Source organism: Sulfitobacter sp. M368 (genome assembly GCF_025141875.1).
GTDB lineage: Bacteria > Pseudomonadota > Alphaproteobacteria > Rhodobacterales > Rhodobacteraceae > Sulfitobacter > Sulfitobacter mediterraneus_A.
This window is the reverse complement of record NZ_CP081113.1, coordinates 2,239,166-2,266,148: the sequence shown is the minus strand read 5'-3', so window position 1 is coordinate 2,266,148 and position 26,983 is coordinate 2,239,166. Positions and strand designations below refer to the sequence as shown.

Annotated in this window: 25 protein-coding genes; 15 read left to right on the top strand and 10 right to left on the bottom strand. The window is 60.5% G+C overall.

Annotated elements, in window-relative coordinates; genetic code table 11:
- Nucleotides 1–4 precede the first annotated feature (4 nt).
- From K3754_RS11340 to cysE, 6 genes are all read left to right on the top strand, one after another.
- Nucleotides 5–637: a DUF2460 domain-containing protein gene (locus K3754_RS11340; protein WP_259937331.1), complete on the top strand. Its 633-nt coding sequence runs from the start codon at nt 5–7 to the stop codon at nt 635–637.
- Entirely contained in the window at nt 637–1,524 is an 888-nt protein-coding gene (locus K3754_RS11335) for a DUF2163 domain-containing protein (protein WP_259937330.1), read from the top strand. Before K3754_RS11340 ends, K3754_RS11335 begins: the two co-directional genes overlap by 1 nt.
- A complete protein-coding gene (locus K3754_RS11330; protein WP_203210965.1) occupies nt 1,521–1,967 on the top strand; it encodes an NlpC/P60 family protein in 447 nt (148 codons plus the stop codon). Before K3754_RS11335 ends, K3754_RS11330 begins: the two co-directional genes overlap by 4 nt.
- A complete protein-coding gene (locus tag K3754_RS11325; protein ID WP_259937328.1) occupies nt 1,967–5,896 on the top strand; it encodes a glycoside hydrolase/phage tail family protein in 3,930 nt (1,309 codons plus the stop codon). The genes K3754_RS11330 and K3754_RS11325 overlap by 1 nt, the downstream gene beginning before the upstream one ends.
- Nucleotides 5,896–6,189: a hypothetical protein gene (locus K3754_RS11320; protein WP_259937326.1), complete on the top strand. Its 294-nt coding sequence runs from the start codon at nt 5,896–5,898 to the stop codon at nt 6,187–6,189. The genes K3754_RS11325 and K3754_RS11320 overlap by 1 nt, the downstream gene beginning before the upstream one ends.
- Nucleotides 6,190–6,293: 104 nt before the next feature.
- Complete coding sequence (gene cysE / locus K3754_RS11315; RefSeq protein WP_203210968.1) at nt 6,294–7,103, top strand: serine O-acetyltransferase; 810 nt, start codon at nt 6,294–6,296, stop codon at nt 7,101–7,103.
- 145 nt (nt 7,104–7,248) lie between these two features.
- Here cysE and K3754_RS11310 read toward each other — a convergent pair whose 3' ends face one another.
- The 5 genes from K3754_RS11310 to K3754_RS11290 form a co-directional block, all read right to left on the bottom strand.
- Complete coding sequence (locus tag K3754_RS11310; RefSeq protein ID WP_259937325.1) at nt 7,249–8,562, bottom strand: pyruvate dehydrogenase complex dihydrolipoamide acetyltransferase; 1,314 nt, start codon at nt 8,560–8,562, stop codon at nt 7,249–7,251.
- Between the two features lie 11 nt (nt 8,563–8,573).
- Complete coding sequence (locus tag K3754_RS11305) at nt 8,574–9,953, bottom strand: pyruvate dehydrogenase complex E1 component subunit beta (protein ID WP_259937324.1); 1,380 nt, start codon at nt 9,951–9,953, stop codon at nt 8,574–8,576.
- Between the two features lie 3 nt (nt 9,954–9,956).
- Nucleotides 9,957–10,967: a pyruvate dehydrogenase (acetyl-transferring) E1 component subunit alpha gene (gene pdhA / locus K3754_RS11300; RefSeq protein ID WP_259937323.1), complete on the bottom strand. Its 1,011-nt coding sequence runs from the start codon at nt 10,965–10,967 to the stop codon at nt 9,957–9,959.
- Nucleotides 10,968–11,121: 154 nt separating this feature from the next.
- Nucleotides 11,122–11,421, bottom strand: a complete 300-nt coding sequence (locus K3754_RS11295; protein WP_025048324.1) for a septum formation initiator family protein — start codon at nt 11,419–11,421, stop codon at nt 11,122–11,124.
- A 155-nt stretch (nt 11,422–11,576) separates the two neighbouring features.
- Nucleotides 11,577–12,770, bottom strand: a complete 1,194-nt coding sequence (locus tag K3754_RS11290; protein WP_259937320.1) for a phosphoglycerate kinase — start codon at nt 12,768–12,770, stop codon at nt 11,577–11,579.
- Nucleotides 12,771–12,895: 125 nt separating this feature from the next.
- Here K3754_RS11290 and K3754_RS11285 point away from each other — a divergent pair, with 125 nt between their 5' ends.
- From K3754_RS11285 to K3754_RS11275, 3 genes are all read left to right on the top strand, one after another.
- A complete protein-coding gene (locus K3754_RS11285) occupies nt 12,896–13,402 on the top strand; it encodes a peptidylprolyl isomerase (protein WP_203210973.1) in 507 nt (168 codons plus the stop codon).
- Nucleotides 13,395–13,949, top strand: coding sequence for a peptidylprolyl isomerase (locus K3754_RS11280; protein WP_203210974.1), 555 nt, complete (start codon nt 13,395–13,397; stop codon nt 13,947–13,949). The genes K3754_RS11285 and K3754_RS11280 overlap by 8 nt, the downstream gene beginning before the upstream one ends.
- A gap of 74 nt (nt 13,950–14,023) precedes the next feature.
- Entirely contained in the window at nt 14,024–14,992 is a 969-nt protein-coding gene (locus K3754_RS11275; protein WP_259937319.1) for a DUF3179 domain-containing protein, read from the top strand.
- 37 nt (nt 14,993–15,029) lie between these two features.
- Here K3754_RS11275 and K3754_RS11270 read toward each other — a convergent pair whose 3' ends face one another.
- Nucleotides 15,030–15,386, bottom strand: a complete 357-nt coding sequence (locus K3754_RS11270) for a VOC family protein (RefSeq protein ID WP_259937318.1) — start codon at nt 15,384–15,386, stop codon at nt 15,030–15,032.
- A gap of 88 nt (nt 15,387–15,474) precedes the next feature.
- Here K3754_RS11270 and K3754_RS11265 point away from each other — a divergent pair, with 88 nt between their 5' ends.
- Together K3754_RS11265 and K3754_RS11260 are read left to right on the top strand one after the other, a co-directional pair.
- Nucleotides 15,475–16,212, top strand: coding sequence for a YafY family protein (locus K3754_RS11265; RefSeq protein ID WP_259937309.1), 738 nt, complete (start codon nt 15,475–15,477; stop codon nt 16,210–16,212).
- A 128-nt stretch (nt 16,213–16,340) separates the two neighbouring features.
- A complete protein-coding gene (locus tag K3754_RS11260) occupies nt 16,341–16,967 on the top strand; it encodes a bifunctional 2-polyprenyl-6-hydroxyphenol methylase/3-demethylubiquinol 3-O-methyltransferase UbiG (protein WP_231024129.1) in 627 nt (208 codons plus the stop codon).
- 123 nt (nt 16,968–17,090) lie between these two features.
- On the opposite strand, the gene K3754_RS11255 is transcribed toward K3754_RS11260, so the two are convergent.
- From K3754_RS11255 to K3754_RS11240, 4 genes are all read right to left on the bottom strand, one after another.
- Nucleotides 17,091–17,594 (bottom strand): polymer-forming cytoskeletal protein, encoded by a 504-nt coding sequence (locus tag K3754_RS11255; protein WP_203210978.1) that lies wholly within the window; start codon nt 17,592–17,594, stop codon nt 17,091–17,093.
- Complete coding sequence (locus K3754_RS11250) at nt 17,584–18,909, bottom strand: M23 family metallopeptidase (protein ID WP_203210979.1); 1,326 nt, start codon at nt 18,907–18,909, stop codon at nt 17,584–17,586. Before K3754_RS11250 ends, K3754_RS11255 begins: the two co-directional genes overlap by 11 nt.
- Nucleotides 18,910–19,100: 191 nt before the next feature.
- Complete coding sequence (locus K3754_RS11245) at nt 19,101–19,898, bottom strand: ferritin-like domain-containing protein (RefSeq protein ID WP_409202386.1); 798 nt, start codon at nt 19,896–19,898, stop codon at nt 19,101–19,103.
- 14 nt (nt 19,899–19,912) lie between these two features.
- Nucleotides 19,913–20,374: a peroxiredoxin gene (locus K3754_RS11240; RefSeq protein WP_259937307.1), complete on the bottom strand. Its 462-nt coding sequence runs from the start codon at nt 20,372–20,374 to the stop codon at nt 19,913–19,915.
- A gap of 180 nt (nt 20,375–20,554) precedes the next feature.
- Here K3754_RS11240 and K3754_RS11235 point away from each other — a divergent pair, with 180 nt between their 5' ends.
- The 4 genes from K3754_RS11235 (at nt 20,555) to K3754_RS11220 (ending at nt 26,949) form a co-directional block, all read left to right on the top strand.
- Nucleotides 20,555–23,848: a DUF3971 domain-containing protein gene (locus tag K3754_RS11235; protein WP_259937306.1), complete on the top strand. Its 3,294-nt coding sequence runs from the start codon at nt 20,555–20,557 to the stop codon at nt 23,846–23,848.
- 9 nt (nt 23,849–23,857) lie between these two features.
- Nucleotides 23,858–24,904 (top strand): tRNA preQ1(34) S-adenosylmethionine ribosyltransferase-isomerase QueA, encoded by a 1,047-nt coding sequence (queA, locus tag K3754_RS11230; protein ID WP_259937305.1) that lies wholly within the window; start codon nt 23,858–23,860, stop codon nt 24,902–24,904.
- Nucleotides 24,905–24,994: 90 nt separating this feature from the next.
- Nucleotides 24,995–26,254, top strand: a complete 1,260-nt coding sequence (locus tag K3754_RS11225; RefSeq protein WP_259937297.1) for an MFS transporter — start codon at nt 24,995–24,997, stop codon at nt 26,252–26,254.
- 107 nt (nt 26,255–26,361) lie between these two features.
- Nucleotides 26,362–26,949, top strand: a complete 588-nt coding sequence (locus tag K3754_RS11220) for a DUF924 family protein (protein WP_203210985.1) — start codon at nt 26,362–26,364, stop codon at nt 26,947–26,949.
- Nucleotides 26,950–26,983 lie beyond the last annotated feature (34 nt).

Sequence of the window (26,983 nt, the reverse complement as noted above, 5' to 3'; positions counted from 1 at the left end):
AGCCATGACATTTCACGAAATCAGATTTCCGGCCAGCCTCAGTTTTGGGTCCGTGGGTGGGCCGCAGCGGCGCACCGATGTGGTCACGCTTGCCAATGGATTCGAAGAGCGCAACACCCCCTGGGCGCATTCGCGGCGGGTCTATGATGCCGGGCTTGGCATGCGGTCGATTGATGATCTGCAGGTGCTCATCGGGTTCTTCGAGGCCCGGATGGGACAAATGCATGGATTTCGCTGGAAAGACTGGGCGGATTACAAGTCTGGCGCGGTATCGGCTGAGGTGGCTTTTGATGACCAGACCATCGGCTTCGGGAATGGCGAAACGGTCGATTTTCAGCTGATCAAGACCTACAGGTCCGGCGCACAAAGCTATGCCCGTCCGATCAAGAAACCGGTCTCTGGCACGGTGCGTGTCGGGGTTGAGCAGGACAGCCTGCAAGAGGGCGTGGACTATGAGGTGGATCTGGTCACGGGCATGGTGCGTTTCGCCCATCCGCCTGATCCGGGGATGGAGATACTGGCCGGCTATGAGTTTGACGTGCCGGTGCGGTTTGACACAGACCGGATCCTGACGTCGGTGGCCAGCTTTCAGGCCGGTCAGGTGCCCAATGTTCCCGTGATCGAGGTGCGGATCTGATGGGCGGGGCAAAGCAGGGGGTGTTGGACCATCTGGCAGGCGGGTTGACCACGCTGTGCCACGCCTGGGCGATTGAGCGGGCGGATGGCAAGACGTTTGCCTTTACCGATCACGATATGCCTTTGGCGTTCGAGGGGTTCGTGTTTGAGGCTGATGCGGGGCTGAGCGCACGGGCGATTGCCCAGACCACAGGGTTGGCCGTGGACAACACCGAGGCGCTGGGTGCGTTGAGCCATGCGTCCATCCGCGAGGATGAGATCGAGCAAGGCCGTTTTGACGGGGCTGCGGTCAAGGCATGGTTGGTGAACTGGCAGGATCCGGATCAGCGGATGCTGAAGTTCTCGGGCAGCATTGGTGAGTTGCGGCGTATTGATGGTGCATTTCGGGCCGAGTTGCGCGGCTTGACCGAGGCGTTGAACCGGCCAATGGGGCGGGTCTATCAAAAGCCTTGCACCGCGGTTCTGGGCGATAAGAATTGCCGGTTTGATCTCAGCCAACCGGGCTATCGCGAGACCCGTGCGGTGGAGCAGATCGAGGATCGTCGCAGGCTGATCTGGGATGCCTTCGAAGGTTACGGCGAGGGGTGGTTCGAGCGGGGCCGCCTTGAGGCACTGGATGGCGCGGCGGCGGGGCTTTGGTCGGTGATCAAACATGACCGGATCAAGGACGGCAATCGGGTGATTGATCTGTGGGAGCCTTTGCGTGCGGTGCTGGCACCCGGCGACACTGTGCGGCTGGTTGCGGGTTGTGACAAGCGATTGGAGATTTGCCGGCTCAAATTCGACAATCTGATCAACTTTCAGGGGTTCCCCGATATTCCGAGTGAGGATTGGGTGGTTGCGGTGCCGAAATCCAAAGGGGCCAACACCGGAGGGTCGCGGCGATGACAGTTCAGGGCGATCAGGTGGTTCACGCTGCAAGAGACTGGATTGGCACGCCTTATGTGCACCAGGCAGCGGCCAAGGGGGCGGGGTGTGATTGTCTGGGGCTGATCCGGGGCATTTGGCGCGAGCAATTTGGTGCAGAACCCGAAGCGGTGCCTGCCTATTCGATGGATTGGTCCGAGCCGCAAGGTGAAGAGCGGCTTTGGGCGGCGGCGCTGCGGCATTTGCGGGCCAAACCCTTGGGGGATGCAGCGCGCGGTGATGTCGTGCTGTTCCGGATGCGGCAGGGATCGGTGGCAAAACATCTGGGGCTGCAATCCGAAACTGGGGCGGACGCGCGTTTCATACATGCCTATGCGCGGCATGGCGTGACCGAAAGCCCGCTTGCAGGTCCATGGCGCAGGCGCATTGTCGCGCGGTTTGAATTTCCTCAAGGAGCGTTGTGATGGCGACATTGTTATTTTCCGCAGCCGGCGCTGCGCTTGGCGGTTCTATCGGGGGCACATTTGCAGGGCTGTCATCCGTGGCAATCGGCCGTGCGGTCGGCGCAACACTGGGACGGGTGGTGGATCAGCGCCTGCTGGGTCAGGGCGGTGAAGCGGTCGAGACTGGCAAGGTGGATCGCTTTCGCCTGACCAACGCCGGAGAGGGTGCAGCGATTGCACAGGTTTACGGCCGGATGCGCATGGGTGGGCATGTGATCTGGGCGTCTGACTTCATCGAAACTGTCTCAGTGTCGGGGGGCGGTAAGGGCAGCAGCCCTTCGCCGGAGGTGTCCGAGTACAGTTATGCGGTCAGTCTGGCGATTGGGATTTGCGAAGGTGAGATCACCCGCATTGGCCGGGTCTGGGCGGATGGCGAAGAGGTTGCGCCAAAGGATCTGAACATGCGGGTTTATCATGGCACGGCAGACCAGTTGCCGGATCCTGTCATGGAGGCAATCGAGGGCGCGGGCCGGGTGCCTGCCTATCGCGGAACGGCCTATGTGGTTATGGAAGATCTGCCCTTGGGGCAGTTTGGCAACCGGATACCGCAGTTTTCCTTTGAGGTGATCCGCCCCGAACAGCCGGGCGCGCCGGGCTGGGAACATACCCCTGCGTTCAGCGTGCGCGGTGTGGCGATTATCCCCGGCACGGGGGAATATGAACTGGCAACCTCGCCTGTGAACTACGACCTGGGTGATGGGGTGCTGCAAAGCGCCAATGTCTCTACTCCGGCGGCACAGCCGGACTTTGCCCAATGTGTGAATGCCGTCACCGAAGAACTGCCAAACCTTCAAGCGGCGTCGCTGGTTGTGTCCTGGTTCGGCGATGATCTGCGGTGCGGGGCGTGCACAGTGCGGCCAAAGGTTGAGCAGCTTGAAGTGGACAGCCCGGAAATGCCCTGGACCTCAGGCGGGATTGACCGGTCGGCAGCGCAGGTGATCGTGCAGGACGACGGGCGTCCGGTTTATGGCGGCACGCCCACTGATGCTTCGGTCATCGAGGCCATTCAGGCGCTGAACGCGGCGGGAAAGGCGGTGATGTATTACCCCTTTATCCTGATGGACCCATTCAAGGGCAACGAGTTGCCAGACCCCTACAGCGACAACGGGTTTCAGCCTGATCTGCCGTGGCGCGGACGGATCACCCTGTCTGAGGCACCGGGGCGGCCGGGCAGCCCTGATGGCACGGCACAGGCGGTTTCCGAGGTCGATGCCTTCTTTGGAGCGGCGACAGCGGCGGATTTTACGGTGGAAGACGGGGCCGTGATCTATAGCGGCCCTGCAGAATGGGGGATGAACCGGTTTATCCTGCACAATGCGGCGCTGTGCCTTGCTGCAGGCGGTGTTGAGGCATTCTGCATCGGATCAGAGATGCGCGGTCTGACGCAGATCAGGGGGCCGGGAAACAGCTTTCCGGCAGTGGCGCATTTGCGCAGCCTGGCGGCGGAGGTGCGCAGCCTTTTGGGGCCAGATACCAAGCTGAGCTATGCGGCGGACTGGTCTGAATATTTTGGATACGCGCCGCAGGATGGATCGGGCGACCGATTCTTTCATCTTGACCCTTTGTGGGCGGATCCGAATATCGATTTCATTGGCATCGACAACTACATGCCTTTGGCCGATTGGCGCGATGAGGAGGGACATCTGGATGGGCTGGATTGGGATGCGATCTATGATCTTGATTACCTGAAGTCCAATATTGAGGGCGGAGAAGGTTTCGATTGGTATTATCATTCCGAGACCGCCCGCGCCGCGCAGATCCGCACGGATATCACCGATGGGGATTATGGCGAACCTTGGGTGCATCGTTACAAGGATTTGCGCGGCTGGTGGGAGAACACGCACCACGACCGGATTGGCGGGGTGCGCGCAGCGAGCCCGACCAGTTGGTTGCCGAAATCAAAGCCGATCTGGTTCACCGAATACGGCTGCGGCGCGGTGGACAAAGGGGCGAACCAACCCAACAAGTTCCTTGATCGCAAAAGCTCTGAAAGCTTGCTTCCCCGGTTTTCCAACGGGGCGCGGGATGAGCTGATCCAGATGCAATATCTGCGGGCCATGTCGGAATATTGGACAGAGCCTGACAACAATCCGCTTTCTTCGGAATATGAGGAGCGGATGCTGGATATGTCGCGGGCCTTTGTTTGGGCCTGGGACAGCAGGCCCTATCCGTTTTTCCCAAATGATATCGAACGCTGGAGCGATGGCGAAAATTATGCGCGGGGGCATTGGATCAATGGGCGCACCTCGTCGCGCAGCTTGGCCTCAGTGGTGCGGGAGATCTGCGAGCGGGCGGGGTTGACGGCCTTTAGCACCGAAGGGCTCTACGGTTACTTGCGCGGCTATGCGGTGGAGCAGGTCGGCGATGCCCGTGCCGCGTTGCAGCCATTGATGATCCGATACGGATTTGATGCGGTTGAACGGGAAGGCGCTTTGGTGTTCCGGTCCCGCGATGGGTTGACCCCGGAGGCGATCGATGTGGGTCGATTGGCGGTGAGCGATGAGCTGGACGGTGTGACAGAGCAAAGCCGTGAGGCCGAGGCCGAAGTGTCCGGGCGGGTGCGTTTGCGTTTTGTGCAGGCGGATGCCGATTTTGACGTGATCGCGGAGGAGGCCGTTCTGGCCGATGAGGCGACCCATGCGGTCACGGGGTCGGAATTGAACATGTCCCTGACGCGCAGTGAAGGGCGCCAGATTGCAGAGCGTTGGCTGACCGAAGCGCGGGTGGCGCGGGAGACCTTGCGCCTTGCGTTGCCGCCGTCGCGGATGGATCTGGGCGCGGGTGATGTGATCGAACTGCCCGGTCAGGGCAATGAAGGCGCGGGGCGATACCGCATTGATCGGGTTGAACAATCCCTGACACAACTGGTGGATGCTGTGCGCATTGAGCCGCAGGTTTATGACACCGCTGACCTGAGTGAGGATCCCGTCCCAATCAAGCCATTTGTTGCGCCGGTTCCGGTGATCTCGCACTTTCTGGACCTGCCATTGTTGCGCGGCGATGAAGTGCCCCATGCGCCACATATCGCCATCACGGCGGATCCCTGGCCGGGGGCGGCGGCGGTGTTCCAGTCGGGCGTGGATGCCGATTATACGCTAAACAGACTGATCAATGCCCGCGCCACCATCGGCATAACCAAGACGGCGCTGCCCGCAGCCTGTGCCGGGGTGATGGATCATGGGCCGGTCTTGGAGGTCAAGCTGATCTCTGGGCAACTGGAGAATGTGCAGGCGCAAGCCCTTCTGAGCGGAGCAAATACCGCAGCGATTGGGGATGGTACGCCCGGCAATTGGGAGATCTTCCAGTTCGCCGAGGCAGAGTTGATCGGGCAGGATACCTATTGGCTGCGTGGACGGCTGCGGGGGCAGGCGGGGTCTGATGCGCTGATGCCGGAGGTTTGGCCGGAAGGGTCGGTTTTTGTCCTGCTCGACGGTATCCCAAAACAGATTGAGCTGAGCCCGAACCTGCGCCGTGTTGCGCAACATTTCCGGATCGGACCGGCGGGGCGTGGATATGATGATCCGTCGTATCGGCATGTGGAAGTCGCATTTGACGGCAACGGGCTGCGCCCCTTCAGCCCCTGCCATCTGCGCGTTGATTTGCAGATGGGCGGCGACGCCCGACTGGAATGGATCAGGCGCACTCGGATAGGGGGGGATGGCTGGGAAGCGGCAGAAGTGCCACTGGGTGAAGAAAGCGAATCCTATCTGGTGCAGGTGCGCAAGAACGGCGCGACATTGCGCCAAGAGATCGTAGCTCAGCCAAATTGGACCTATTCAGCCGCTGCACAGTCCGCAGATGGGGCGGTGCGCCCCTTTGATGTTCAGGTGGCGCAAATCTCGGCGACCTACGGGGCAGGGCTTTTCGCGGCGGTGGTGGTTTCTGCATAATGCGCCGCGTGCTTTGGTCGGATGTGACTGCTGCGGCGCGGGCGGTGATGGCGGCAAGACCTGATCGCCGGGAAAGCTTTGCCGCGGCATTGATTGTGCAGGCCAGCCATGCGGACAAATATACGCGCCGGTTGGGGCGCGATCATCCCGAATGGGGCAACGGGACGCTGTTGGCGGCGGCACAAAAACACGCCTTGGCCGCCGAGCGCAGTTTTGATGATCGCGATTATGCAAAGTGTTGCCTGGTGGTTCTGACCGCATTGAGCCGCTTTCGGGCAACAAAAAACTTGTAAGTAGAACTTTCATGACCACATGATTTTATGTACCACATCACAGATTTGCGTTTGGGCATCAGATGTTGCATGGGCTAGGGTAGAGCCAACAAAGGACGGATATTATGGCTGAACTGCGCACAAAGATTGCACCTATGGACCCTGTTTGGGACCAGATCCAGAAAGAGGCACAGCAAGCTGTGTCGGACGAGCCCCTGATTGGCGGGTTTGTGCATGCCTGTATTCTGCACCACCAGTCTATCGAAAAGGCTCTGTCTTACCGGATCGCGGCCAAGCTTTCGTCGAATGAAATGTCGATGATGGTCGTGCGCGAGATGGTTGAAGAAGCCTATGCCGAAAACCCCGAGCTTATTCAGGCCGGGCGGGCCGATCTGGTGGCGATCTATGAACGCGACCCGGCGTGCCACAGATTGCTTCAGCCGATTTTGTATTTCAAAGGCTATCAGGCGGTGCAGGCCTACCGCGTCGGGCATCACCTTTGGCAAAAAGGCAAGCGCGACCTCGCCTATTTTGTGCAGATGAGGGTGAGTGAGATCTTTGGCGTTGATATTCATCCGGCGGCGAAAATCGGGCGCGGCATCATGATAGACCATGCCCATTCCATCGTGATCGGCGAAACCGCCGTGGTTGGAGACAATGTGTCGATGTTGCATTCGGTCACTCTGGGCGGGACGGGCAAGGAAGAAGAGGACCGTCATCCGAAGATTGAAGATGGTGTTCTGATCGGAGCCGGGGCCAAGGTTTTGGGCAATATCACTGTGGGCCATTGCAGCCGCATTGCGGCGGGGTCTGTGGTGTTGGAGGCTGTGCCGCCGTGCAAGACCGTTGCGGGAATTCCGGCGCGGATTGTGGGCGAGGCGGGCTGTGATCAACCGGCGGTGTCGATGAACCACATGCTGGGACCGCAGGACTAAACTCTTGGCCGAACATATTGTTAGGAAATGAAAAAAGCCGGGGAAGTCCCCGGCTTTTTGTGTGATTGTGGCCATCCCTGCGGGCTGGCGATGAGGGGCTGGCGGCCCCTCATGCTCCCCGCGAGTATTTGGGGCCAAAAAGGGATCAGGCCAGCATGGTCATTGGCGCTTCGAGATTGTCTTTGATTGCGTTGAGAAGATTGGCCCCCAGCGCACCGTCAATCACCCTGTGATCTACGGACAGCGTCACGGACATCACGGTGGCCACGGCCATTTCGCCGTCTTTGCCGACAATGGGTTTCTTGACGCCAGCGCCAACAGCAAGGATGGCGCCGTGGGGCGGGTTGATCACCGCGTCAAAATTTTCGATGCCGAACATGCCCAAGTTGGATATGGCAAAGCTGCCGCCCTGATATTCATGGGGGGCGAGTTTGCGATCCCGGGCACGGGCGGCGAGGTCTTTCATTTCCGCTGAGACGGCCGAAAGCGATTTCATCTCGGCGTCTTTCAGGACCGGGGTGAACAGGCCACCTTCGATGGCGACTGCGACTGCCACGTCCGATGGCTTGAGCCGCAACGTGCGATCACCGGCCCAGACCGAATTGGCCTCGGGCACCTGTTGCAGGGCCAGAGCGCAGGCCTTGATGATGAAATCGTTGACCGACAGTTTGATGCCGCGCGGCTCAAGCTGTTTGTTCAGATCGGCGCGGAAATTCATCAACGCATCCAGTTGGATATCGCGGCGCAGATAGAAATGCGGGATGCTTTGTTTGGCTTCGGTCAGGCGGGCGGCGATCGTCTTGCGCATTCCGTCGAGTTTGACCTCTTCGAATTCGCGTCCCTCGTAGATTTTCAGAACCGCGTCCGTGGACGGGCCTTGCGCGGCGGCGGCTGGCGCTGCCGGTGCGGCGGCGTCTGCAGCAGGTTTGGCCGCTGGAGCATCAGAGGCGGAAAGCCCTTCAACGTCGGACTTGACGATGCGGCCATGGGGGCCGCTGCCGGTGACATTGGCCAGATCCAGCCCCTTGTTCGCAGCGATGCGCCGGGCCAGCGGGGAGGCAAAGATGCGCGTGCCATCGGCGCCTTTGGGGGCGGCGGGGGCGGGTGCCGCTGCAGCGGTTGCGGCGGTTGCGGCAGGCGCGGCATCAGGCGTTGCGGAGGGTTCGGCCTCTGCCTTGGGGGCAGGAGCGGCGGAGCCGATGTCATCGGCGCTTTCTCCGTCTTCGAGCAGAACCGCGATGGCGGTGTTTACCTTGACGCCTTCGCTGCCTTCGGGGATCAGGATCTTGCCGATGACACCTTCGTCCACGGCTTCGAATTCCATGGTGGCTTTGTCGGTTTCGATCTCGGCCAGCAGATCGCCGGAGGAGACCGTGTCACCCTCTTTGACAAGCCATTTGGCCAGCGTGCCTTCTTCCATGGTGGGGGACAGGGCGGGCATGAGGATTTCTGTGGGCATCGGGCCGCTCCTTATTTGTAGGTTACTTTTTTCACGGCTGCGATGACCTCATCGGTGGTCACCAGTGCGTGTTTTTCAAGGTTGGCGGCATAGGGCATGGGCACGTCCTTGCCAGTGCAATTGATCACCGGTGCGTCGAGGTAATCAAACGCCTCCTGCATCACCACGGAGGAGATGTAGCTGCCGACAGAACCCTGCGGCCAGCCTTCTTCGACGGTGACCAAGCGGTTGGTTTTCATCACGGAATTGATGATCGCGGGGGTGTCCATCGGGCGCAGGGTGCGCAGGTCGATGACCTCGGCGTCGATACCCTCTTCGGCCAGTTTCTCGGCCGCTTCCAATGCGTAGCTCATACCGATGCCAAAACTGACGATGGTTACGTCCTTGCCTTCCCGCCAGATCCGGGCCTTGCCGAATGGCACGGTGTGATCGTCGATGTCCGGCACATCAAAGCTGCGGCCATAGAGGATCTCGTTCTCGAGGAAGATCACCGGGTTGGGGTCGCGGATCGCGGTTTTCATCAGACCTTTGTAGTCCGAGGCCGAATAGGGCATCGCGACCTTGAGGCCGGGCACCTGCATGTACCATGCGGCGTAGTCCTGGCTGTGCTGGGCGCCGACGCGGGCCGCCGCGCCATTGGGGCCGCGGAAGACCATGGGCGCACCCATCTGGCCGCCGGACATATAGAGCGTCTTGGCGGCGGAGTTGATGATATGGTCAATCGCCTGCATGGCGAAGTTGAAGGTCATGAATTCGACAATGGGACGCAGACCGCCAAAGGCTGCGCCTGTGGCGATTCCGGCAAACCCGTGTTCGGTGATCGGGGTGTCGATCACACGCTTTTTGCCAAACTCGTCCAGCATCCCCTGGGAGATTTTATAGGCGCCTTGGTATTCGGCCACCTCTTCGCCCATCAGGAATACATTTTCATCGCGGCGCATCTCTTCGGACATGCCGTCGCGCAGGGCTTCGCGGACGGTTTGTTGTTTCATCGGCGTGCCTTCGGGCCAATCCGGTGTCAGGTCCACTTTGGGCGCTTCGGGCGCGGATTGCGCGGCGGCCGGCGCGGGCGCGGCCTCTGCCGTGGTTTCGGCCTTGGCTTGAGGCGCAGGGGCCGATGCGGCGCTGTCGATGTCATCAGCGCTTTCGCCATCTTCGAGGAGCACGGCAATCGCGGTGTTGACCTTGACCCCTTCAGTGCCTTCTTCGATCAGGATCTTGCCGATGGTGCCTTCGTCCACGGCTTCAAATTCCATGGTGGCCTTGTCGGTTTCGATCTCGGCAAGGATATCGCCGGACGACACGGTATCGCCTTCCTTGACCAGCCATTTGGCCAGCGTGCCTTCTTCCATGGTGGGCGAGAGGGCGGGCATGAGAATTTCAGTAGCCATCTATCAAGCCTCCTGCGGGATTTCTGTTGCGTAAATATCTGTCCAAAGTTCCTCAAGCGCTGGCTCGGGGCTGTCTTTGGCAAATTCCGCGCTTTCGTTCACGATGGCCTTGATCTCTTTGTCGATGGATTTGAGATCGTCCTCGGTGGCGTGTTTGCCGGTCAGCAGCAAGGCGCGCACAGCTTCGATCGGATCACGTTCTTCGCGCATTTTCTGGACCTCTTCGCGGGTCCGGTATTTCGCGGGGTCGGACATGGAGTGGCCGCGATAGCGGTAGGTTTTGACCTCAAGGATGTAGGGCCCTTCGCCTGAGCGGCAGTGCGCAACGGCCTTTTCACCAGCCTCTTTGACGGCCAGAACATCCATGCCGTCCACAGCTTCACCGGGGATGCCGAACGCCTTGCCGCGCTCGTATATCTCGGCAGAGGAGGTCGAGCGTTGCTGCGAGGTGCCCATGGCGTATTGGTTGTTTTCGATCACGAAGATACAGGGCAATTTCCACAGGGCGGCCATGTTGAAGGTTTCATAAACCTGACCCTGGTTTGCCGCGCCATCACCGAAGTAGGTGAAAGTGACACGGCCATTTTCCTTGTATTTGTCGGCAAAGGCGAGGCCCGCGCCCAGGGGCACCTGCGCTGCGACGATACCGTGGCCGCCGTAGAAATGCTTCTCTTTCGAGAACATGTGCATGGAGCCACCCTTGCCCTTGGAATAGCCACCCTCGCGGCCCGTCAGCTCGGCCATCACGCCGTTGGGGTCCATGCCGCAGGCCAGCATGTGACCGTGATCGCGGTAGGATGTGATGCGCTTGTCGCCTTCCTCTGCGGCGGCCTCAAGGCCAACCACAACGGCCTCCTGGCCGATATAGAGGTGGCAGAAACCACCGATCAAACCCATGCCGTATAATTGACCGGCCTTTTCTTCAAATCGGCGGATCAAAAGCATGTCACGATAGTATGCTTTGAGCTCCTCCGCTGAGACATTGGGTTTCTTACTAGGTTTCTTCGCTGCCATGGGCATGTCCTCCGTCTGCGCAGATCAGATGTCCGCAGATAGTTTAGCGTTAAACTATCTTCTAATGGATTCGAGAACATAATGGTAGTGAGATTTGACGTTGGGGCAAGAAGTCACACCCAAAAACCACCCAAATGTGGTCAAATCGTTGATTTTAGCGGATTACAATCTCGTCTGAGCGGATCATACCAAGCACCTTACGGGCCTGTTCGTCCAAAAGATCAAGGTCAAGGTAATCATCTGACATACGTTTGGTCAGGTTTTCCATCCGCGCCACATCGGCACGTACCCCATCCAGCTGTGCCCGAAGATCCTGCGTTTCGGCGAGGATTTCCGCCCGGCGGAAGAGGCCAAAGTCACCCTGCACAGCGGCAAAGGTGAAATACAGGCTCAACGCGAAAGCGATGGCGAAAAAGAACAGCGTGCCAAAGGCCGGGCGTGCGGTGCGGGTCATTCTATCTGCCTCAAATCGTCTCTTGATGGACGTAAAGGCAATATGACACAGGTGATTCGCCGTGTGAATCCCCCCGTGCCCTATTGTGCAGGTTAATTTTCCGAATTGCCCGCAGCGTGGCCTTTTTACCCGTTTCGGGTGAAGCCTTCCCGTTTTCAGGCGGAAAGCGCCGCAACCCCCGGCAATTCCTTGCCTTCCATCCATTCCAGAAACGCGCCGCCCGCGGTGGAGATATAGGTGAAATCCTCCGCGGCACCCGCCTGGTTCAGGGCGGCAACGGTGTCACCGCCACCTGCCACGGAAATCAACGCGCCATCGCGGGTCTGCCGCGCGGCGGTTTTGGCGGCGGCGACGGTTGCGGTATCAAAAGGTGCAATCTCGAATGCGCCCATGGGGCCGTTCCAGATCAGGGTTTTCAGCCCTTCAAAGGCAGCAGCGGTCACTGCGATGCTGTCTGGCCCTGCGTCCAGAACCATCTGATCTGCGTCAAGTTTGGCGTCGGGGCCAAGCTGAACAACTTCGTGATCGGCACCTGCCGCAAATTCCCGCGCAACCAGCCCATCAACAGGCAGGATCACCCGGCACCCGGCCTTATCGGCCTGCGCCATGATGTCTTTGGCGGTGTCGAAAAAATCTGGCTCCTGCAAAGACGCGCCCAAATCCGCGCCGAGGGCAGCGAGAAAGGTGTTGGCCATGCCGCCGCCGATCACCAGCACATCAAGGCGATTCACGAGATTTTCCAGCAGCTCGATCTTGGTGGAGACTTTCGCCCCGCCCACAACAGCGCCAACCGGGCGCTCTGGCGTGGCAAGGGCGGCCTCAAGCGCGCTGAGCTCGGCCTGCATCAACCGGCCCGCGCAGGCAGGCAGCAGTCGCGCCAGCGCCTCGGTCGAGGCATGGGCGCGGTGAGCGGCGGAAAAGGCGTCGTTGCAATAGACATCGCCAAGGCCGGACAGGCGGCGGGCAAAGTCCTGATCATTGGCCTCTTCACCGGGGTAAAATCGAATGTTCTCCAAAAGCAGCACATCTGCCGCGTCGGCCTCTGCCGTCAGGTTCTCCGCACCTTCCAGCGTTTCGATCAATACAACCTTGCGGCCTAGCGCATCGTTCAACGCGGGCAGCACCTGCGCAAGGCTCATCTCAAGGTTCACGCGGCCTTTGGGGCGGCCAAAGTGGGCGATCAGCATCGGTTTGCCGCCTTTGGCCAGAATATCGGTGATTGTCGGCACGATACGTTCAATCCGCGTGGCATCTGTGACCACGCCATTTTCCACCGGAACATTGATATCCACCCGCACCAGCACACGTTTGCCTGACAATTCCATGTCATCCAGCGATTTCCAGCCCATGTGATACTCCTGTCCTTTGGTTTGGCCCCGTGTTTTGCCTTTCTGGGGCCTCAGGTCAATGCAGCAGCTTGGCAATTGCGCTTATCCAACCTAGTTAGAGGCAAACCAGTTTAAAGGAGCGCGGCATGGCCGAGATCAAAGACCCAGAAAACACCATCCTGATGGAGCTCAAAGGCGGCACCGTCGTTATCGAGCTGTTGCCCAAGGTGGCCCCAAAGCACGTAGAGCGGATGAAAGAACTGACCCGCGCGGGCAAATACGACAACGTGGCCTTTCACCGGGTGATCGACGGCTTCATGGCGCAAACCGGCGACGTGGAACACGGCAACATCGAAAAAGACTTCAACCTGCGTCTGGCAGGCACGGGCGGTTCCGATCTGGGCAATGTTCCGGCTGAATTTTCCAAGGTGCCACATGCACGCGGCTCCATCGGCGCGGCGCGCTCTGCCAATCCGGACAGCGCCAACAGCCAGTTCTTTATCAACTTCAAAGACAACGACTTCCTCAACGGTCAATACACCGTTTACGGTCAGGTCATTTCCGGCATGGAACATGTCGATGCGATCAAACGGGGCGAGCCTGCGCCGGAGCCGGACCGCATGATCAGCATGAAGGTGGCTGCGGATGCGTAAGTTACTTGCAGGTGCTTTTGCGTTTGCCCTGATGGGCACGGCGGTCGGGGCCACCGGCCTGAAGATCGAGATCGAGGGCGAGGCCAATGGCACCGTGATGATCGATCTGCTGGAGGACGTCGCGCCCCAGCACGTGGAGCGGATCACCACCTTGGCCGAGGCAGGCGCCTATGACGGCGTGGTGTTCCACCGGGTGATCGACGGCTTTATGGCGCAAACCGGTGACGTGCAGTTTGGCCGGGAAGGCGGCGATCTTGGCCGTGCAGGCATGGGCGGCTCTGATATGCCGGATGTGCCGGCGGAGTTTTCCGATGTGCCCTATGACAAGGGCGTTGTGGGCATGGCCCGCAGCCAGAACCCCAACAGCGCCAACAGCCAGTTCTTTATCATGTTTGACGCCGGTCACTTTCTCAACGGGCAATACACCGTTGTGGGCCGCGTGACTGAAGGGCAGGACGTGGTGGATGCGATCAAGCGCGGCACCGGCGGCAATGGTGCGGTGGTCGGAACACCCGATCTGATGCGCAAAGTGACCGTGACCGAGTAACGCCGGCCATCATCATTGATCAAGATTGCGTGGGGCCTGCTGGATTGCGGGCCCCATTTGCGTCAGGGTGGGGCATGATCAAAGCTTTGACCGCCGCCCTCGCTTTTTGTCTCTCACTGGCCGCTGCCCATGCCAGCCCTGAGTTCTGGCGCAGTGAATGGCCAGACACGGATTTCGAAAACACTTCGGTGGACAGTTGGACCGAGATCCTTTCGGGCGGGCCGCCCAAGGATGGCATTCCTGCGCTGGATGCCCCGCAATTTGTCCATGCCAGCAAGGAAACCCGGATCGCGGACCGCGAGCCGGTGATCACCGTGGTCCTGGACGGGCATCAGGCGCGCGCCTATCCGATCCGGTACCTCACCTGGCATGAGATCGTGAATGACCGCATTGGCGGATCACCTGTGACGGTGACCTTCTGCCCGCTGTGCAATTCGGCCATGGTGTTTGATGGCCGGGTGAAGGGGCGGGTGCTGACCTTTGGCGTCACAGGCAAGCTGCGCAATTCGGATATGGTGATGTATGACCGCGAAACCCAAAGCTGGTGGCAGCAGGCGCAAGGCGTTGGGATTGTGGGTGAAATGACCGGTACAGAGCTGCGCCAGTTGCCAAGCTGGATGGAAAGCTGGGCGGAATTCAAGGACGCGCATCCGCAGGGGCTGGTGATGGCCGAACCGACCTATCCCCGCGATTATGGGCGCAATCCATATCGTGGTTATGACAGCCTGACGCGGCCCTTCCTTTATTCCGGTGATCCGCCGCCCCATGGCATTCCGGCGCTGGAACGGGTGGTGCGGGTCGGCAATCGCGCCTGGCCCATGACGCGGCTAGCCGAAGCGGAGCAGTTAACAGAGGCGGGCGTAACGATCCGCTGGCGGGCCGGGCAGGCCTCCGCCCTCGACACGGCCCAGATCGCCAAGGGCCGCGACGTGGGCAGCATCCGTGTGCAGGACGGGCAGGGGCGTGATCTGGCCCATGATGTGATGTTTGCCTTTGCCTTTCACGCCTTCTGGCCGGATGGCACTTGGATGCTGGGGCGGTAGGGGCGCAAGCCCGGCCGGCGCGCCCCTCCCTTTGCCTCTATTCAGCAAAGCAAAGCTTGTTGCCGTCCAGATCCCTTACATAGGCCGAAAACTTTGGGCCGCGCTGGCCCGGCGCACCTTCACATGTGCCGCCAAGCTCAAGCGCCAGGGCATGCAGGCGTTCCACCTCTGCCTGGCTGCCAACGGCAAAACCCACCATCGTGCCATTGCCGCTGGTCGCGGGCTTGGTATCGAAGGGAATTGCGGCGGCAAAGGCGAAGGCCTCAGCCAGCCAATAGGTCATTCTGTCCGAAGGCGACATGCTGTGCAGGCCCGCCTCTAAGAACAGGGCGTCATAGAAGGTTTTGGAGGCGTTCAAGTCGTTGGTTCCAACGACAGCGTAGTTTAGTTTCATGGCTTTTTCCTTGTTTCAGCCGCGATGCAATCGCAGGCTTGCGGACATCCATATTGCCAAATAAGACAGTTTATGTCCTATTTGTGCGATGGCACGCGCAGATACCCCAGGCAGACTCAGACGGCTCGAAATGTTGGCGGTCCAGCTCAAGCAGGACAGCCATTGCACCGTCAGCGATTTGGCCCGGCAGCATGGCGTCAGCCCGCGGACGATTGCGCGTGATCTGGCGTTGATGCGCGACCACCACGGCATGCAGATCGACGCGGACAGGGGGCGCGGCGGCGGCTTGCGTCTTGACCGGAACTGGGGCGTTGGCCGGTTGAACCTGACCTATGGTGACGCGGTCGATCTGTTGATCAGCATCGCGGTGGCCCAGCAGATGAATTCGCCGATGTTTCTGGCCAATCTGGACAGTGTCCGGCGGCAGTTGGTGGCGTCTTTCTCTGCGGAGAAGCGCAAGAAGGTGAATGAGTTGAAATCCCGCATTCTGGTGGGGGTGACCGCCTCGACCTACGTGCAGGCCAGCGCAGATGCGCCGCCCAAACGGGTGGTCCAGGCGCTGCATCAGGCTTTCATCAATCAGGAGTTGCTTGAGATTGCCTATCGACGTGAGGACGGAGAGACCTCCGAGCGCCGGATCGAGCCGCATTACCTATTGCTGAAATATCCGGTTTGGTACGTGGTTGCGGTCGATCACCTGCGGGGCGGGCCAAGGACCTTTCGCTGTGACCGGATTCTGTCTGCGGCACGGACGGACCAGACGTTCCGTTTGCAAAAGCCAGAAGCCTTTGGTCCGGGCTTGGCCAAGGGGGAACTTTCTGTCTGAGAGAGCCGAGGCCACTGCGTGCCGCTGGACTGTGTTGCGTTCACATTCCATTGAGTTCAGTGGTATTCCGATACATGCTTGAGTAGGCTCTCGCGCAACAGCATCGCCTATACCGGCAGGAACTCCTCATGGCAGACACCCAGATCTCCACAACCAACCGATACGACATTGCCGCCCCGCGTTGGGGCGACAAGATGCGGACGCTTGGCTACTACGATGGGTACTTGGGCTTTCTGTCTGCGCCATCTGATCTTGATGGCCGCAACAAGCGGGTCATCGACGTTGGTTCAGGCACCGGCGCATTTGCCGAAGCATGGGTGGCCATTCATGGCCCGCCGCGCGAATTGACCCTGCTGGAGCCCAGTTCAGCCATGCTTGAACGGGGCAAAGCGGCCTTGAACCGGCGCGGGGTGGAGCCGCGGATGCTAAAGTCATTTCTCGGGCAGACGACGGAAACGGAGCCTGTCGATGTGGTCTTGGCGGCGCATGTCCTGGAACATTGCGATGATCCGCTGACCGCACTCGGGCAAATGCGGGATCTGCTGGTTCCCGGGGGGCAACTGCGCCTTGTGGTGTCAAAGCCGCATTGGTGCAATGCGATCATCTGGTTGCAGTGGCGGCACCGGACATTTCAAAGGGCTGAGATTCTGGCACTGGTAGCCGAGGCCGGTTTTGAGGTTGAGCAGGTCTACGCGTTTCCATCCGGCCCTCCGTCACGCACCAGCCAAGGGATCGTGGCAAGGCGAAGGGGCTGATGATCCGCCGCTCATAAGGGTCTGAAGACTTGCCGCGCAGCTGGTCCCTTTTCGCAGGCCAGACCCAAAACAAAAGGCACCGCCCGATGGCGATGCCTTTCAATTCTTGGACTGTTGCGCCACTTAGCTGGCTGGATTGGCCTTGGCCGCCGGTGCGGATTTGGCGCCGGGGTTCAGGGGATCGTCCTGCCGCTGCACGGAACCCTCGAAATGGGCGCCGGATTCGATGGCGATGGTCTTGTGGATGATGTCGCCCTCAACACGTGCCGTGGAGGTCAGGCGCACCTTGAGGCCGCGTACACGGCCCACGATGCGACCGTTGATCACAACGTCATCCGCAACCACTTCGCCTTTGATCGTGGCGGTCTCGCCAATGGTCAGCAGATGCGCGCGAATGTCACCTTCCACCGTGCCTTCTACCTGAATGTCGCCGGTGGTCTTCATATTGCCTGTCACATGCAGGTCGGATGACAGCACGGAGGCGGGAGGTTTTGCCTTTGGGGCGCTGGCCTTGAACTCGCTCGACGTGGTTTGTGTCGAAGCGGATGGCGCTTGCGGTGCCGCAGGTTTGGGCGCATCGGCGTCCTTGGATGGTGCGGGGTCGTTGATTTTGCTTTTAGAAAACATCGTTTGCAGCCTTGATATAGATCATGGGGTTAACAGCTTTGCCGCCCACACGCACTTCGTAGTGCAGGTGTACGCCAGTTACGCGTCCAGATGCCCCCATATCACCGATACGCTGTCCGCGCGAGACCCTTTGGCCTACTTTTACGCGAAGCCGGGACAAATGGGCATAGCGGGTCTCGATGCCGAACTCGTGCTGGATCTTAACAAGACGGCCATAGCCGGACTGCCATCCGGCATGAACCACGACGCCATCGGCGGTGGCATAAAGCGGTGTGCCAAGTCCGGCGGCGAAATCAACACCCGAATGCATGCGGCGTCCGCCGGTCTTGGGATCGCGGCGATAACCGAACTGGCTGGTGAAACGGAAGGCGGATTTAACAGGGTTGGCGAAGGGCGCCTTCTGCGCGGCGATCCGGTAAAGGTTCAGCTTGTCCATCTGGTTGAGCAGACGGTTGGCACGCAGGGTATCGGCGGTGGGTTCCTCGCCGCGGGTGGTAAAGGACAGCGGCGTCATAGGTCCGCCCTGGCCGGAATAGCCCCGGCGCACCTGTTCGATGATCCGGTCCGGCGGCATGCCGGCGTTGCGGAACATTTTATCAAGCGGGGCCACAGAGACGGTCATTGCCTCTTCAAGCTGGCGGAAGATCGCATCGTTTTGATCACGCATCAGGGCAATCTGCTGGGCCATGCGGTCCGCCTCAAGCAGGGCATCCTGCGCATCGGCCACAACCTGATCGCGTTCCTTTGCCGTCCGCTCAAGCGCTTCGGCCAGGAAATCCATCGGGGCGTTGCTGGCGGCGACCTGCACCTGTCCGGCTCCGTCCTCCAGCGTGTCTTTCAGCTCTGCCAGGGTGCGGCGCGCGGTTTCACGGTCTTTCATGGTGTCGCGCAGGGTGGACTGGATCACGTCGATGCCGGTCTCAAGCTCGCGGCGACGGGTCTCGGATTGCAAAAGCTCTGACTGCATCAGCGAGATCTGCTTGAGCGCGGCGTTGAACCGTTCCTGCGCGGCCAACGCCTCTTCGGCACGGCTGTCGCGCTGGCCGGACAGATCGTTCAGACGCGCCTGGTAGGTGCGCTGATCGCGTTTGGCCTGTTCGCGGAAATTGCCGGAGCCGATGCTGTCCATCAGGATAATGGCTGTGGCGACGATCGCCCAGGCGACCAGCGCGGCGGAGCCTGCGAAGGCAACAATCTGTGTGCCGGGGCGCAAGCGGATAAATCGTGTGTCGTTGTCGGATTTGAGAAAAACACGGCGTTCAGGAAAATACTGTTCCAGAATGGCGTTCACTTTGATGGCGAGCCTTGTACGCACAATGTTGTCCTTTTTATCGTCCCCCGACCAAAGGTGCAGGTTCCCCCCCGGCACATTTTGGTCCAGATTTCATTATCCAGTGACCGGCCATGGGGCAACCCTGTTGACCGATACTGCGACATCAAACCACCGGAACTGACCAAATGGGCAAAAAACCGCCTATTCCAAATGCTTGGCAGGCGAGGTTCAACTCAAGGTTCGCCTGTCTCGGTCAGCGGCCAATAGAAATCGGGGGGAATGCCTGCCTCGGCGCGTTTCTCTTCGTTGAAGGGCGGTTTGAGATGACCGTGGAAATATTTGCGCACCAGAGCGTGAAACCGTTCCTTGGGATCCTCGTCAAAACGTCCGCAGAGGAAGTGGAACCATTTGCTGCCATAGGCCACATGGGCAACCTCTTCGGCATAGATGGTTTCAAGCGCTGTAACCGCGCCATCTGCCTTGGCGCGTTTGAAAATCTCGATCATGCCGGGGGTCACATCCAGCCCGCGTGCCTCAAGCACCATGGGCACGACGGCCAGGCGGCCCATCAGATCATCCACTGTGTCCTCGGCGGCCCGCCACATGCCGGCATGGGCAGGCAAGGCGCCATAAAAGCTGCCTTCCGCTTCAAGGCAGTCACACATCAGATTGAAATGTTTGGATTCTTCATCCGCCGCCTTGACCCAATCGTCATAGAACCCCATTGGCAATTTGGTGTCCGTGAACCGTGCAATGATGTCCCAATGCAGATCAACGGCGTTCAATTCGATATGCGCCACCGCATGCAACAGCGCGATGCGGCCCTCGGGCGTGCCGGGGCGGCGGCGCGGCACATCGCGGGGGTTCAACAGCTCTGGCGCGGCGGGGCGAGAGGGATGCAGGGGCGGATCGGCACGGCCAATCCGGGGCGTGTCGCCCGCATCGCGGGCCCCCTGCCACTGCGCGGCAAAGCTGCGCGACATGGCGGTTTTCTCGCGGCCATCTGCGCAGCGCAGAACTGCCTCGGCCATCTGGGCAAGGGGTTTCACAGGGCTTTCACCACATCCAGAACCTCTTCGACATGGCCTGGCACTTTGACCTTGCGCCAGATCCGGGCGATGTTGCCCTGTGCGTCGATCAGATAGGTGGCCCGCTCGATCCCCATCGACTTTTTGCCATACATGTTCTTTTCAACCCAAACGCCATAGGCCTCGGTCATCTCGCCATTCTCATCAGACAAAAGCGGCACGGTCAGATCATGTTTGGCAGTGAACTTGTCATGTTTCGCCATGGTGTCGCGGGAGATGCCAAACACCTTGGCGCCTGCGGCTTTGAAATCTTCAAGATGCTCCGAAAAACCGATGCTTTCCTTGGTGCAGCCCGGCGTGTCGTCGCGTGGGTAAAAGAACAGAACCACGGGTGCGCCGCGCAGTTCAGACAGCGAAACATTGCCGCCGCCAGTCACGGGCAGGTTGAAATCGGGGGCAGGCTGGGACAATTCGGGCATGGCTCACTTTCTATTCACTTGGAAGCGGGATTATGGACTGTCATAGTAGGCCGAAATTGGCAACGGCCAAGCCTGCAACACCAAAACCGGATAGCGATGAGCGACGCCGCGCCCGCCTCACCTACTGGGGGAACAGCCCCCAAACGCCGCCGCCGGTGGCATCGCTTTGTTTTGCGAAGCGTGTCTTTGGTTGTGATCCTGACGTCATTGGCGCTGGTGGGTGCGGCGGTGATCAAAGGGCTGCCGATTGCCGCGCCGCCGTGGTTGCAGGCCCGGATCGAAGGACGGATCGCGGAAATGGTGCCAACTGCGCGGGTGCGCTTTGGCGAGATGGTCTTTGTGGTGGGCGAGGGCTGGCGGCCCAAGGTGCGGCTGCGCGATGTTGTGATCAGCACCCCTGCAGGGCGGGAGATCGTCAGTTTCAATGAGTTCAAGGCGACCTTTGCCACGCGGCCGTTGCTCAAAGGGAAGATCCAGCCCAAGGTTTTGTCGCTGTCAGGCGTTGTGGCGCGGCTGAAGCGGGATGCCGAAGGGCGGGTGTCGATCCGCGGCGGGCAGGCCGCCGAAGCCCCGGCGCGCGAGGCGGCAACCTTGCCGCAACTGATCGGCCAGATGGACGAGATACTGCAAAGCCCGTCGCTCAACGCGCTGCGCACGGTCGAAGTGAGGGCGCTGACCCTGCGCTATGACGATGAACGTGTCGGGCGCGGCTGGACGGTGGATGGCGGGCGGCTGATCCTGCAACGGGACGGGCGCGATCTGGCGCTTTCGGCGGATCTGGCGGTGCTCAGCGGCGGCGCGGGCGTGGCGACCCTTGCGGCCAACTACAACAGCCGCATTGGCGAAACCGCCGCCGATTTTGGTGTCAGCTTTGACGGGGTCGCCGCCCGCGATATTGCGGCGCAGGGTCCGGCTTTTGCCTGGCTCGACGTGCTGCGGGCGCCGATTGCGGGGTCGGTGCGCAGCGGCCTGAACAGCGATGGCCGCTTTGCCCCGTTGAACGCCACATTGCAGATCGGCAAGGGCGCGGTGCAGCCCAATGCCCTGACCAAACCGGTGCCCTTTGACGGCGCACGCAGCTATTTCAGCTATGATCCGGCCAAGCGGTTGCTGCGGTTTGACGAATTGTCCGTGCGCAGCCCGTGGATCACCGGACAGGCTACGGGCACGGCCTCTCTCACCACCGACGGCGCACAGGGGCCGCTGACCGAACTGATCGGCCAGATCACCCTGTCGGATCTGGTTGCCAATCCCTTTGAGCTTTATCCCGAAGCGGTTGATCTGTCCGAAGCGGATATGGATTTCCGGCTGGAGCTGAACCCGTTCCGCATCACGCTGGGGCGGCTGCAGATCTCGGACCGGGGCAAGACCCTGCTGGTGGATGGGGAATTGGCGGCCGATCCGGGCGGCTGGCGTTTGGCGCTGGATGGCCGGATGGACGGGCTCGACCCGGATCGCTTGCTGGAGTTGTGGCCCGCAGGTGTGAAACCCAAGACCCGCAAATGGTTGGGCGACAACCTGATTGACGGGCGGGTGCATAATATTGATCTGGCGTTCCGGTCCGCGCCGGACAAAGCCAGGCATAGCTTTCTCGCCTTCGATTTTGAGAAATCGACAGTTCGGTTCTTGAAAACCATGCCGCCGATCACCGGTGGGCAGGGACATTTCAGCCTTGCGGACGACCGGTTGGTCGTCACCGTGGATCAAGGCGAAGTCGCGCCGCCTTTGGGGGGCAGCATTCGTGTGGACGGGTCATCCTTCATCATACCGGACGTGCGCGTCAAAGACGGCGCTCCGGCGGTGATCCGGTTGCAAACCCGCTCCAGCATCACGGCGGCGCTGTCGCTGATCAACTTTGCCCCGCTCTCGGTGATGGACAAGGTCAAGATGCCCGTGCGGCTGGCCGAGGGCCTGGCGGATGTTCAGGGAACCATTGCGGTGCCTCTCAAAAAGGGCGGCAAGGTGCAGGACGTGAACTATCACTTCACCGGTGCCTTGAGGGCGGTCCGCAGTGACGTGTTGGTCAAAGGCCGGCGACTGGAGGCGACAGAGCTGGACGTGACCGTGGACAACACCGGCCTTCGGATCAGCGGGCCGGGGCGCATTGACGGTGTCGCCTTCAACGGCGCGTGGGAGCAACCCATCGGCAAGGGCGCGGCGCAATCGGCCTTGCGCGGGCAGGTGACATTGGATCAGGCTGCGCTGGATGCCTTTGGCGTGGCCTTGCCGGAGGGGACGGTCTCGGGGCAGGCGCAGGCCGATATCGCACTGGATTTTGCCCGCGGTGAAACGCCCAGATTTGCGCTGACCTCGGCACTGCAAGGGGTACGTCTGCGGGTGCCTCAATTGTCATGGACCAAAGCCGCTTCAACCCGTGGTCAGCTCAACATCAGCGGCCGGTTGGGCGATCCGGCGCAGATTGACAGCCTATCGGTGGGCGGTCCGGGATTGTCGGCCAAGGGCACGGTTGACCTGAACGCGGGAGGATCACTGGACCGCGTCCGGTTCACCAGCCTGTCAGCGGGGCAATGGCTGAACGCGCCGGTGGATCTGATCGGGCAGGGCGCGGGCAGGCCGGTCAAGGTGGCGGTGCGCGGCGGCTCGCTCGATCTGCGCCGCGCGGAATTTGGCCCCTCGCAGGGGGGCAGCGCCGGACCGCCGATGCAGATCACGCTGGACCGGTTGCAGATCACCGACACCATCGCGTTGACCGGGCTGACGGGGACATTTGACACCCGCCGAGGCCTTGATGGCGCGTTTCAGGCGCGTCTTAACGGGCAGACGCCGGTCGCAGGCCGGGTGGTGCCGCAGAACGGGCGCAGCGCGGTGCGGATGACCTCCGAAGATGCGGGCGGCGTGTTGCGTTCGGCCGGTTTGCTCAAACAGGTGACGGGCGGAACGCTGGGCCTGACGCTTTTGCCCGTTGGCACCGGCGGGGCCTTCGACGGAGAGCTGACCATGGATGGGATCCGTATCAAACAGGCACCGGGCATCGCGGCCTTGCTGAATGCGGTGTCGGTGGTGGGCCTGATCAACGAACTCAACGGTGACGGCATCTATTTCGACAAGGTCGAGGGACGATTTCGCCTGACGCCCGACAGCCTGACCTTGACGGAAGGATCGGCGGTGGGGGCGTCCATGGGGCTGTCGATGGACGGGGTCTATGCACTCAACTCCGGGTTGCTCAATATGCAGGGCACGATCACGCCGGTGTACCTGCTCAATGGGATCGGATCGGTGCTGACCCGCAAGGGTGAGGGGTTGTTTGGGTTTCACTACACACTCAAAGGGCAGGCGAAAGACCCCTCTGTGTCGGTGAACCCGCTGTCGGCCCTGACCCCCGGCATGTTCCGCGAGATTTTCCGCGCGCCCAAACCCGAATTGCCAGCGGTGGAGGGCAACACCCAATCCATTCTGCCCGCCAAACCGCCAGTGGCGGAAAAACCGGTTGTTCCTGATTATGATGGGCGTTAGGGCGCGGGCATGAAACTTTCTGACTTTGATTTTGACCTGCCCGACGACCTGATTGCCACCCGTCCGGCGGTGCCGCGATCGGCAGCGCGGTTGCTGGTGGCCGAAGGCGATGTGATCCATGATCAACAGGTCACGGACCTGACCAAATGGCTGCGGCCCGGAGACCGGCTGGTGCTGAACGACACGCGGGTGATCCCGGCACGCCTGAATGGTCTGCGCTTTCGCGACAGTGCGCAAGGCCGCGTACAAGCCAAGATCGAAGTGACCCTGCTTGAGCCGCGTGGCAACGGCACATGGGGCGCGTTGATCAAACCGCTGCGCAAGCTGAAGATCGGCGAGGAGGTGGTTTTCTCTGACGACCTGCGGGCCACCTTGAAAGGGGTCGAAAACGGGCAGGGGCATCTGGCATTCAATTGCACGGGCGATGATTTTGACGCGGCGCTGAATGCGGCGGGCGCAATGCCGCTGCCGCCCTATATCGCCGCCAAACGCGCCGCCGATGCGCAAGACAAAACCGATTATCAAACCGTCTGGGCCCGCAACACCGGTGCCGTGGCTGCACCCACTGCGTCGCTGCATTTTGATGAGCCGTTGCTGGCGGCCCTGCGCGACAAGGGCGTGACCTTCACCCATGTGACCTTGCATGTGGGCGCGGGCACCTTCCTGCCGGTCAAAGTGGACGATATATCGCAGCACAAGATGCATTCCGAATGGGGACAGGTCAGCGCCGGAGCTGCCGCCGAAATGACCGCGACCAAGGCGGCGGGTGGCCGGGTGATCCCCGTGGGCACCACCGCATTGCGCCTGATCGAGACCGCCGCAAAAGGCGGCACGATCCGCGCGTGGGAAGGCGACACCGATATTTTCATCACGCCGGGGTTTGAATTCCAGATCGCCGATGCCTTGATGACCAACTTTCACCTGCCCAAATCCACGCTGATGATGCTGGTCTCTGCCTTGATGGGGCAGGACCGGATCAAATCCATCTACGCCTATGCGATTGCCGAACGTTATCGCTTCTTTTCTTACGGGGATGCGTCACTGCTGCTGCCCTAGCCGGAAAATCACGCCATCTTGTCGCAGAAGGGCGTGACCTCACGGCGATCCGCAGGCAGGCAGGGGCAAGAAACAAAAAGGATTCGCGCCATGCTTCAGGTTCTTTCCAGCGCTTGGGCGCTTTTGCTGGGTATGTGTTTGCTGATGGTTGGCAACGGCATGCAAGGCACGCTGCTGGGCATCAGGGGCGGAATCGAAAACTTCTCGACCTTTGAGATGTCGATTGTCATGTCGAGCTATTTTGTCGGGTTTCTGGGGGGCTCCCGCATGGCACCGGGCATGATCCGGCGTGTCGGCCACGTGCGGGTCTTTGCCGCGCTGGCCTCGCTCATCTCGGCAGTGATGATCCTTTACCCGACGTTCCCCAATGTCATCGTCTGGTCTTTGGGCCGGGTGTTGATCGGATTCTGTTTTTCTGCCGTATATGTCACCGCCGAAAGCTGGCTGAACAACGCGGCCACCAACGACAACCGGGGGCAGGCGCTGTCACTTTATATGATCGTGCAAACATTGGGCATCGTGATTGCCCAAGCCCTGCTGCTGACTGCCGATCCGTCCGGCTTTGTGCTGTTTGTGATCCCGTCGGTTCTGGTGAGTATCGCCGTGACGCCGATCTTGCTGTCGATCAGCCCGACGCCGGCCTTTGACACCACCAAACCCATGCGCATCCGCGAGCTGGTCAGCTACTCTCCGCTGGGCTGTGTGGGCATGTTCCTCTTGGGTGGCGTCTTCTCTGCGCAGTTCGGCATGGCCTCGGTCTATGGCGCAGAAGCCGGGCTAACTGTTGCACAAATCTCACTTTTCGTGGCGATGTTCTTTGTTGGCTCCGTGATCCTGCAATATCCGATTGGCTGGATTTCCGACCGGATGGACCGGCGCGGATTGATCGTGGTTGTCTCGCTTATCGGGGCGGGGGGATCGGTGCTTGGTATGATGCTGGGCCATGTTTTCCCGGTGCTTCTGGTCTCGGCCTTTGTGGTGGGGGGGATGTCGAACCCGCTCTATTCACTGCTGATCGCCCACACCAATGACTTTCTTGAGCACGAGGATATGGCCGCAGCTTCCGGTGTTTTGGTCTTTATCAACGGCTTAGGGGCCATCCTTGGGCCTGTGATCACCGGCTGGATGATGGGCACCGCGCTTGGCCCTGGCGGGTTTTACCTGTTCACTGCCGGGCTCTTTATTGCGCTTGCCAGCTATGCCGCCTACCGCTCCACCCGCCGTGCGGGCGTGCCTGTGGATGAGACCGGCAACTACGTCGCGATTTACCCATCCGCGACCACCGTCGCAGTCGAAGTCGCGCAGGAAGTTGCCATCGAAGCAGACCATGATGACGAAAATGATACGTGATAGCGATAACTATGTCGCATTTGATACAATTCGTGAGTAGGCACCGTGGTTAAATTCCTCTTAGCATGGAATGACTTAACCGTGCAGCACGATAAAGGGAGCGCACCATGGTAGGGCCTGAAGAGATCCTTGAGTTCTGGTTGGATGAAATCGGACCCAAGGGCTGGTATGAAGCAAGCGATGCTTTGGACAGTCAGATCCGGGACCGGTTTCACGAAACCTGGCAAGCCGCCTGTGAGGGCAAATTTTCACTATGGCTGACCTATCCGTCGGGCGCATTGGCCTATATCATTTTGATGGATCAGTTTCCCCGCAACATGTTCCGCGGCAGTGGCGAGGCCTTTGCAAGTGATCGGATCGCGCTGACGGCGGCCAAGGCGGCGATCAACAAGGGCTGGGATCTGCGCATTGATGAACCCGCGCGGCAGTTCTTTTACCTGCCGCTGATGCATTCGGAGAACCTTTGCGATCAGGAGCGTTGTGTGCGGCTGATGTGTGAACGCATGCCCCAGAACCGCGAAGGCAATCTGCTGCATGCCCGTGCGCATCGCGAAGTGATCCGCAAGTTTGGTCGCTTCCCATATCGCAACGATGCGCTGTCTCGCACGCCGACCCAGCTTGAAACGGCCTATGTGGCAAATGGCGGCTACGGTGCTACAGTGCGGGAACTACAGGCCGACATGCAGGCGGCCTGACCCTGCGGCAATCTCGCGGTTGTGGCGGGTGGGA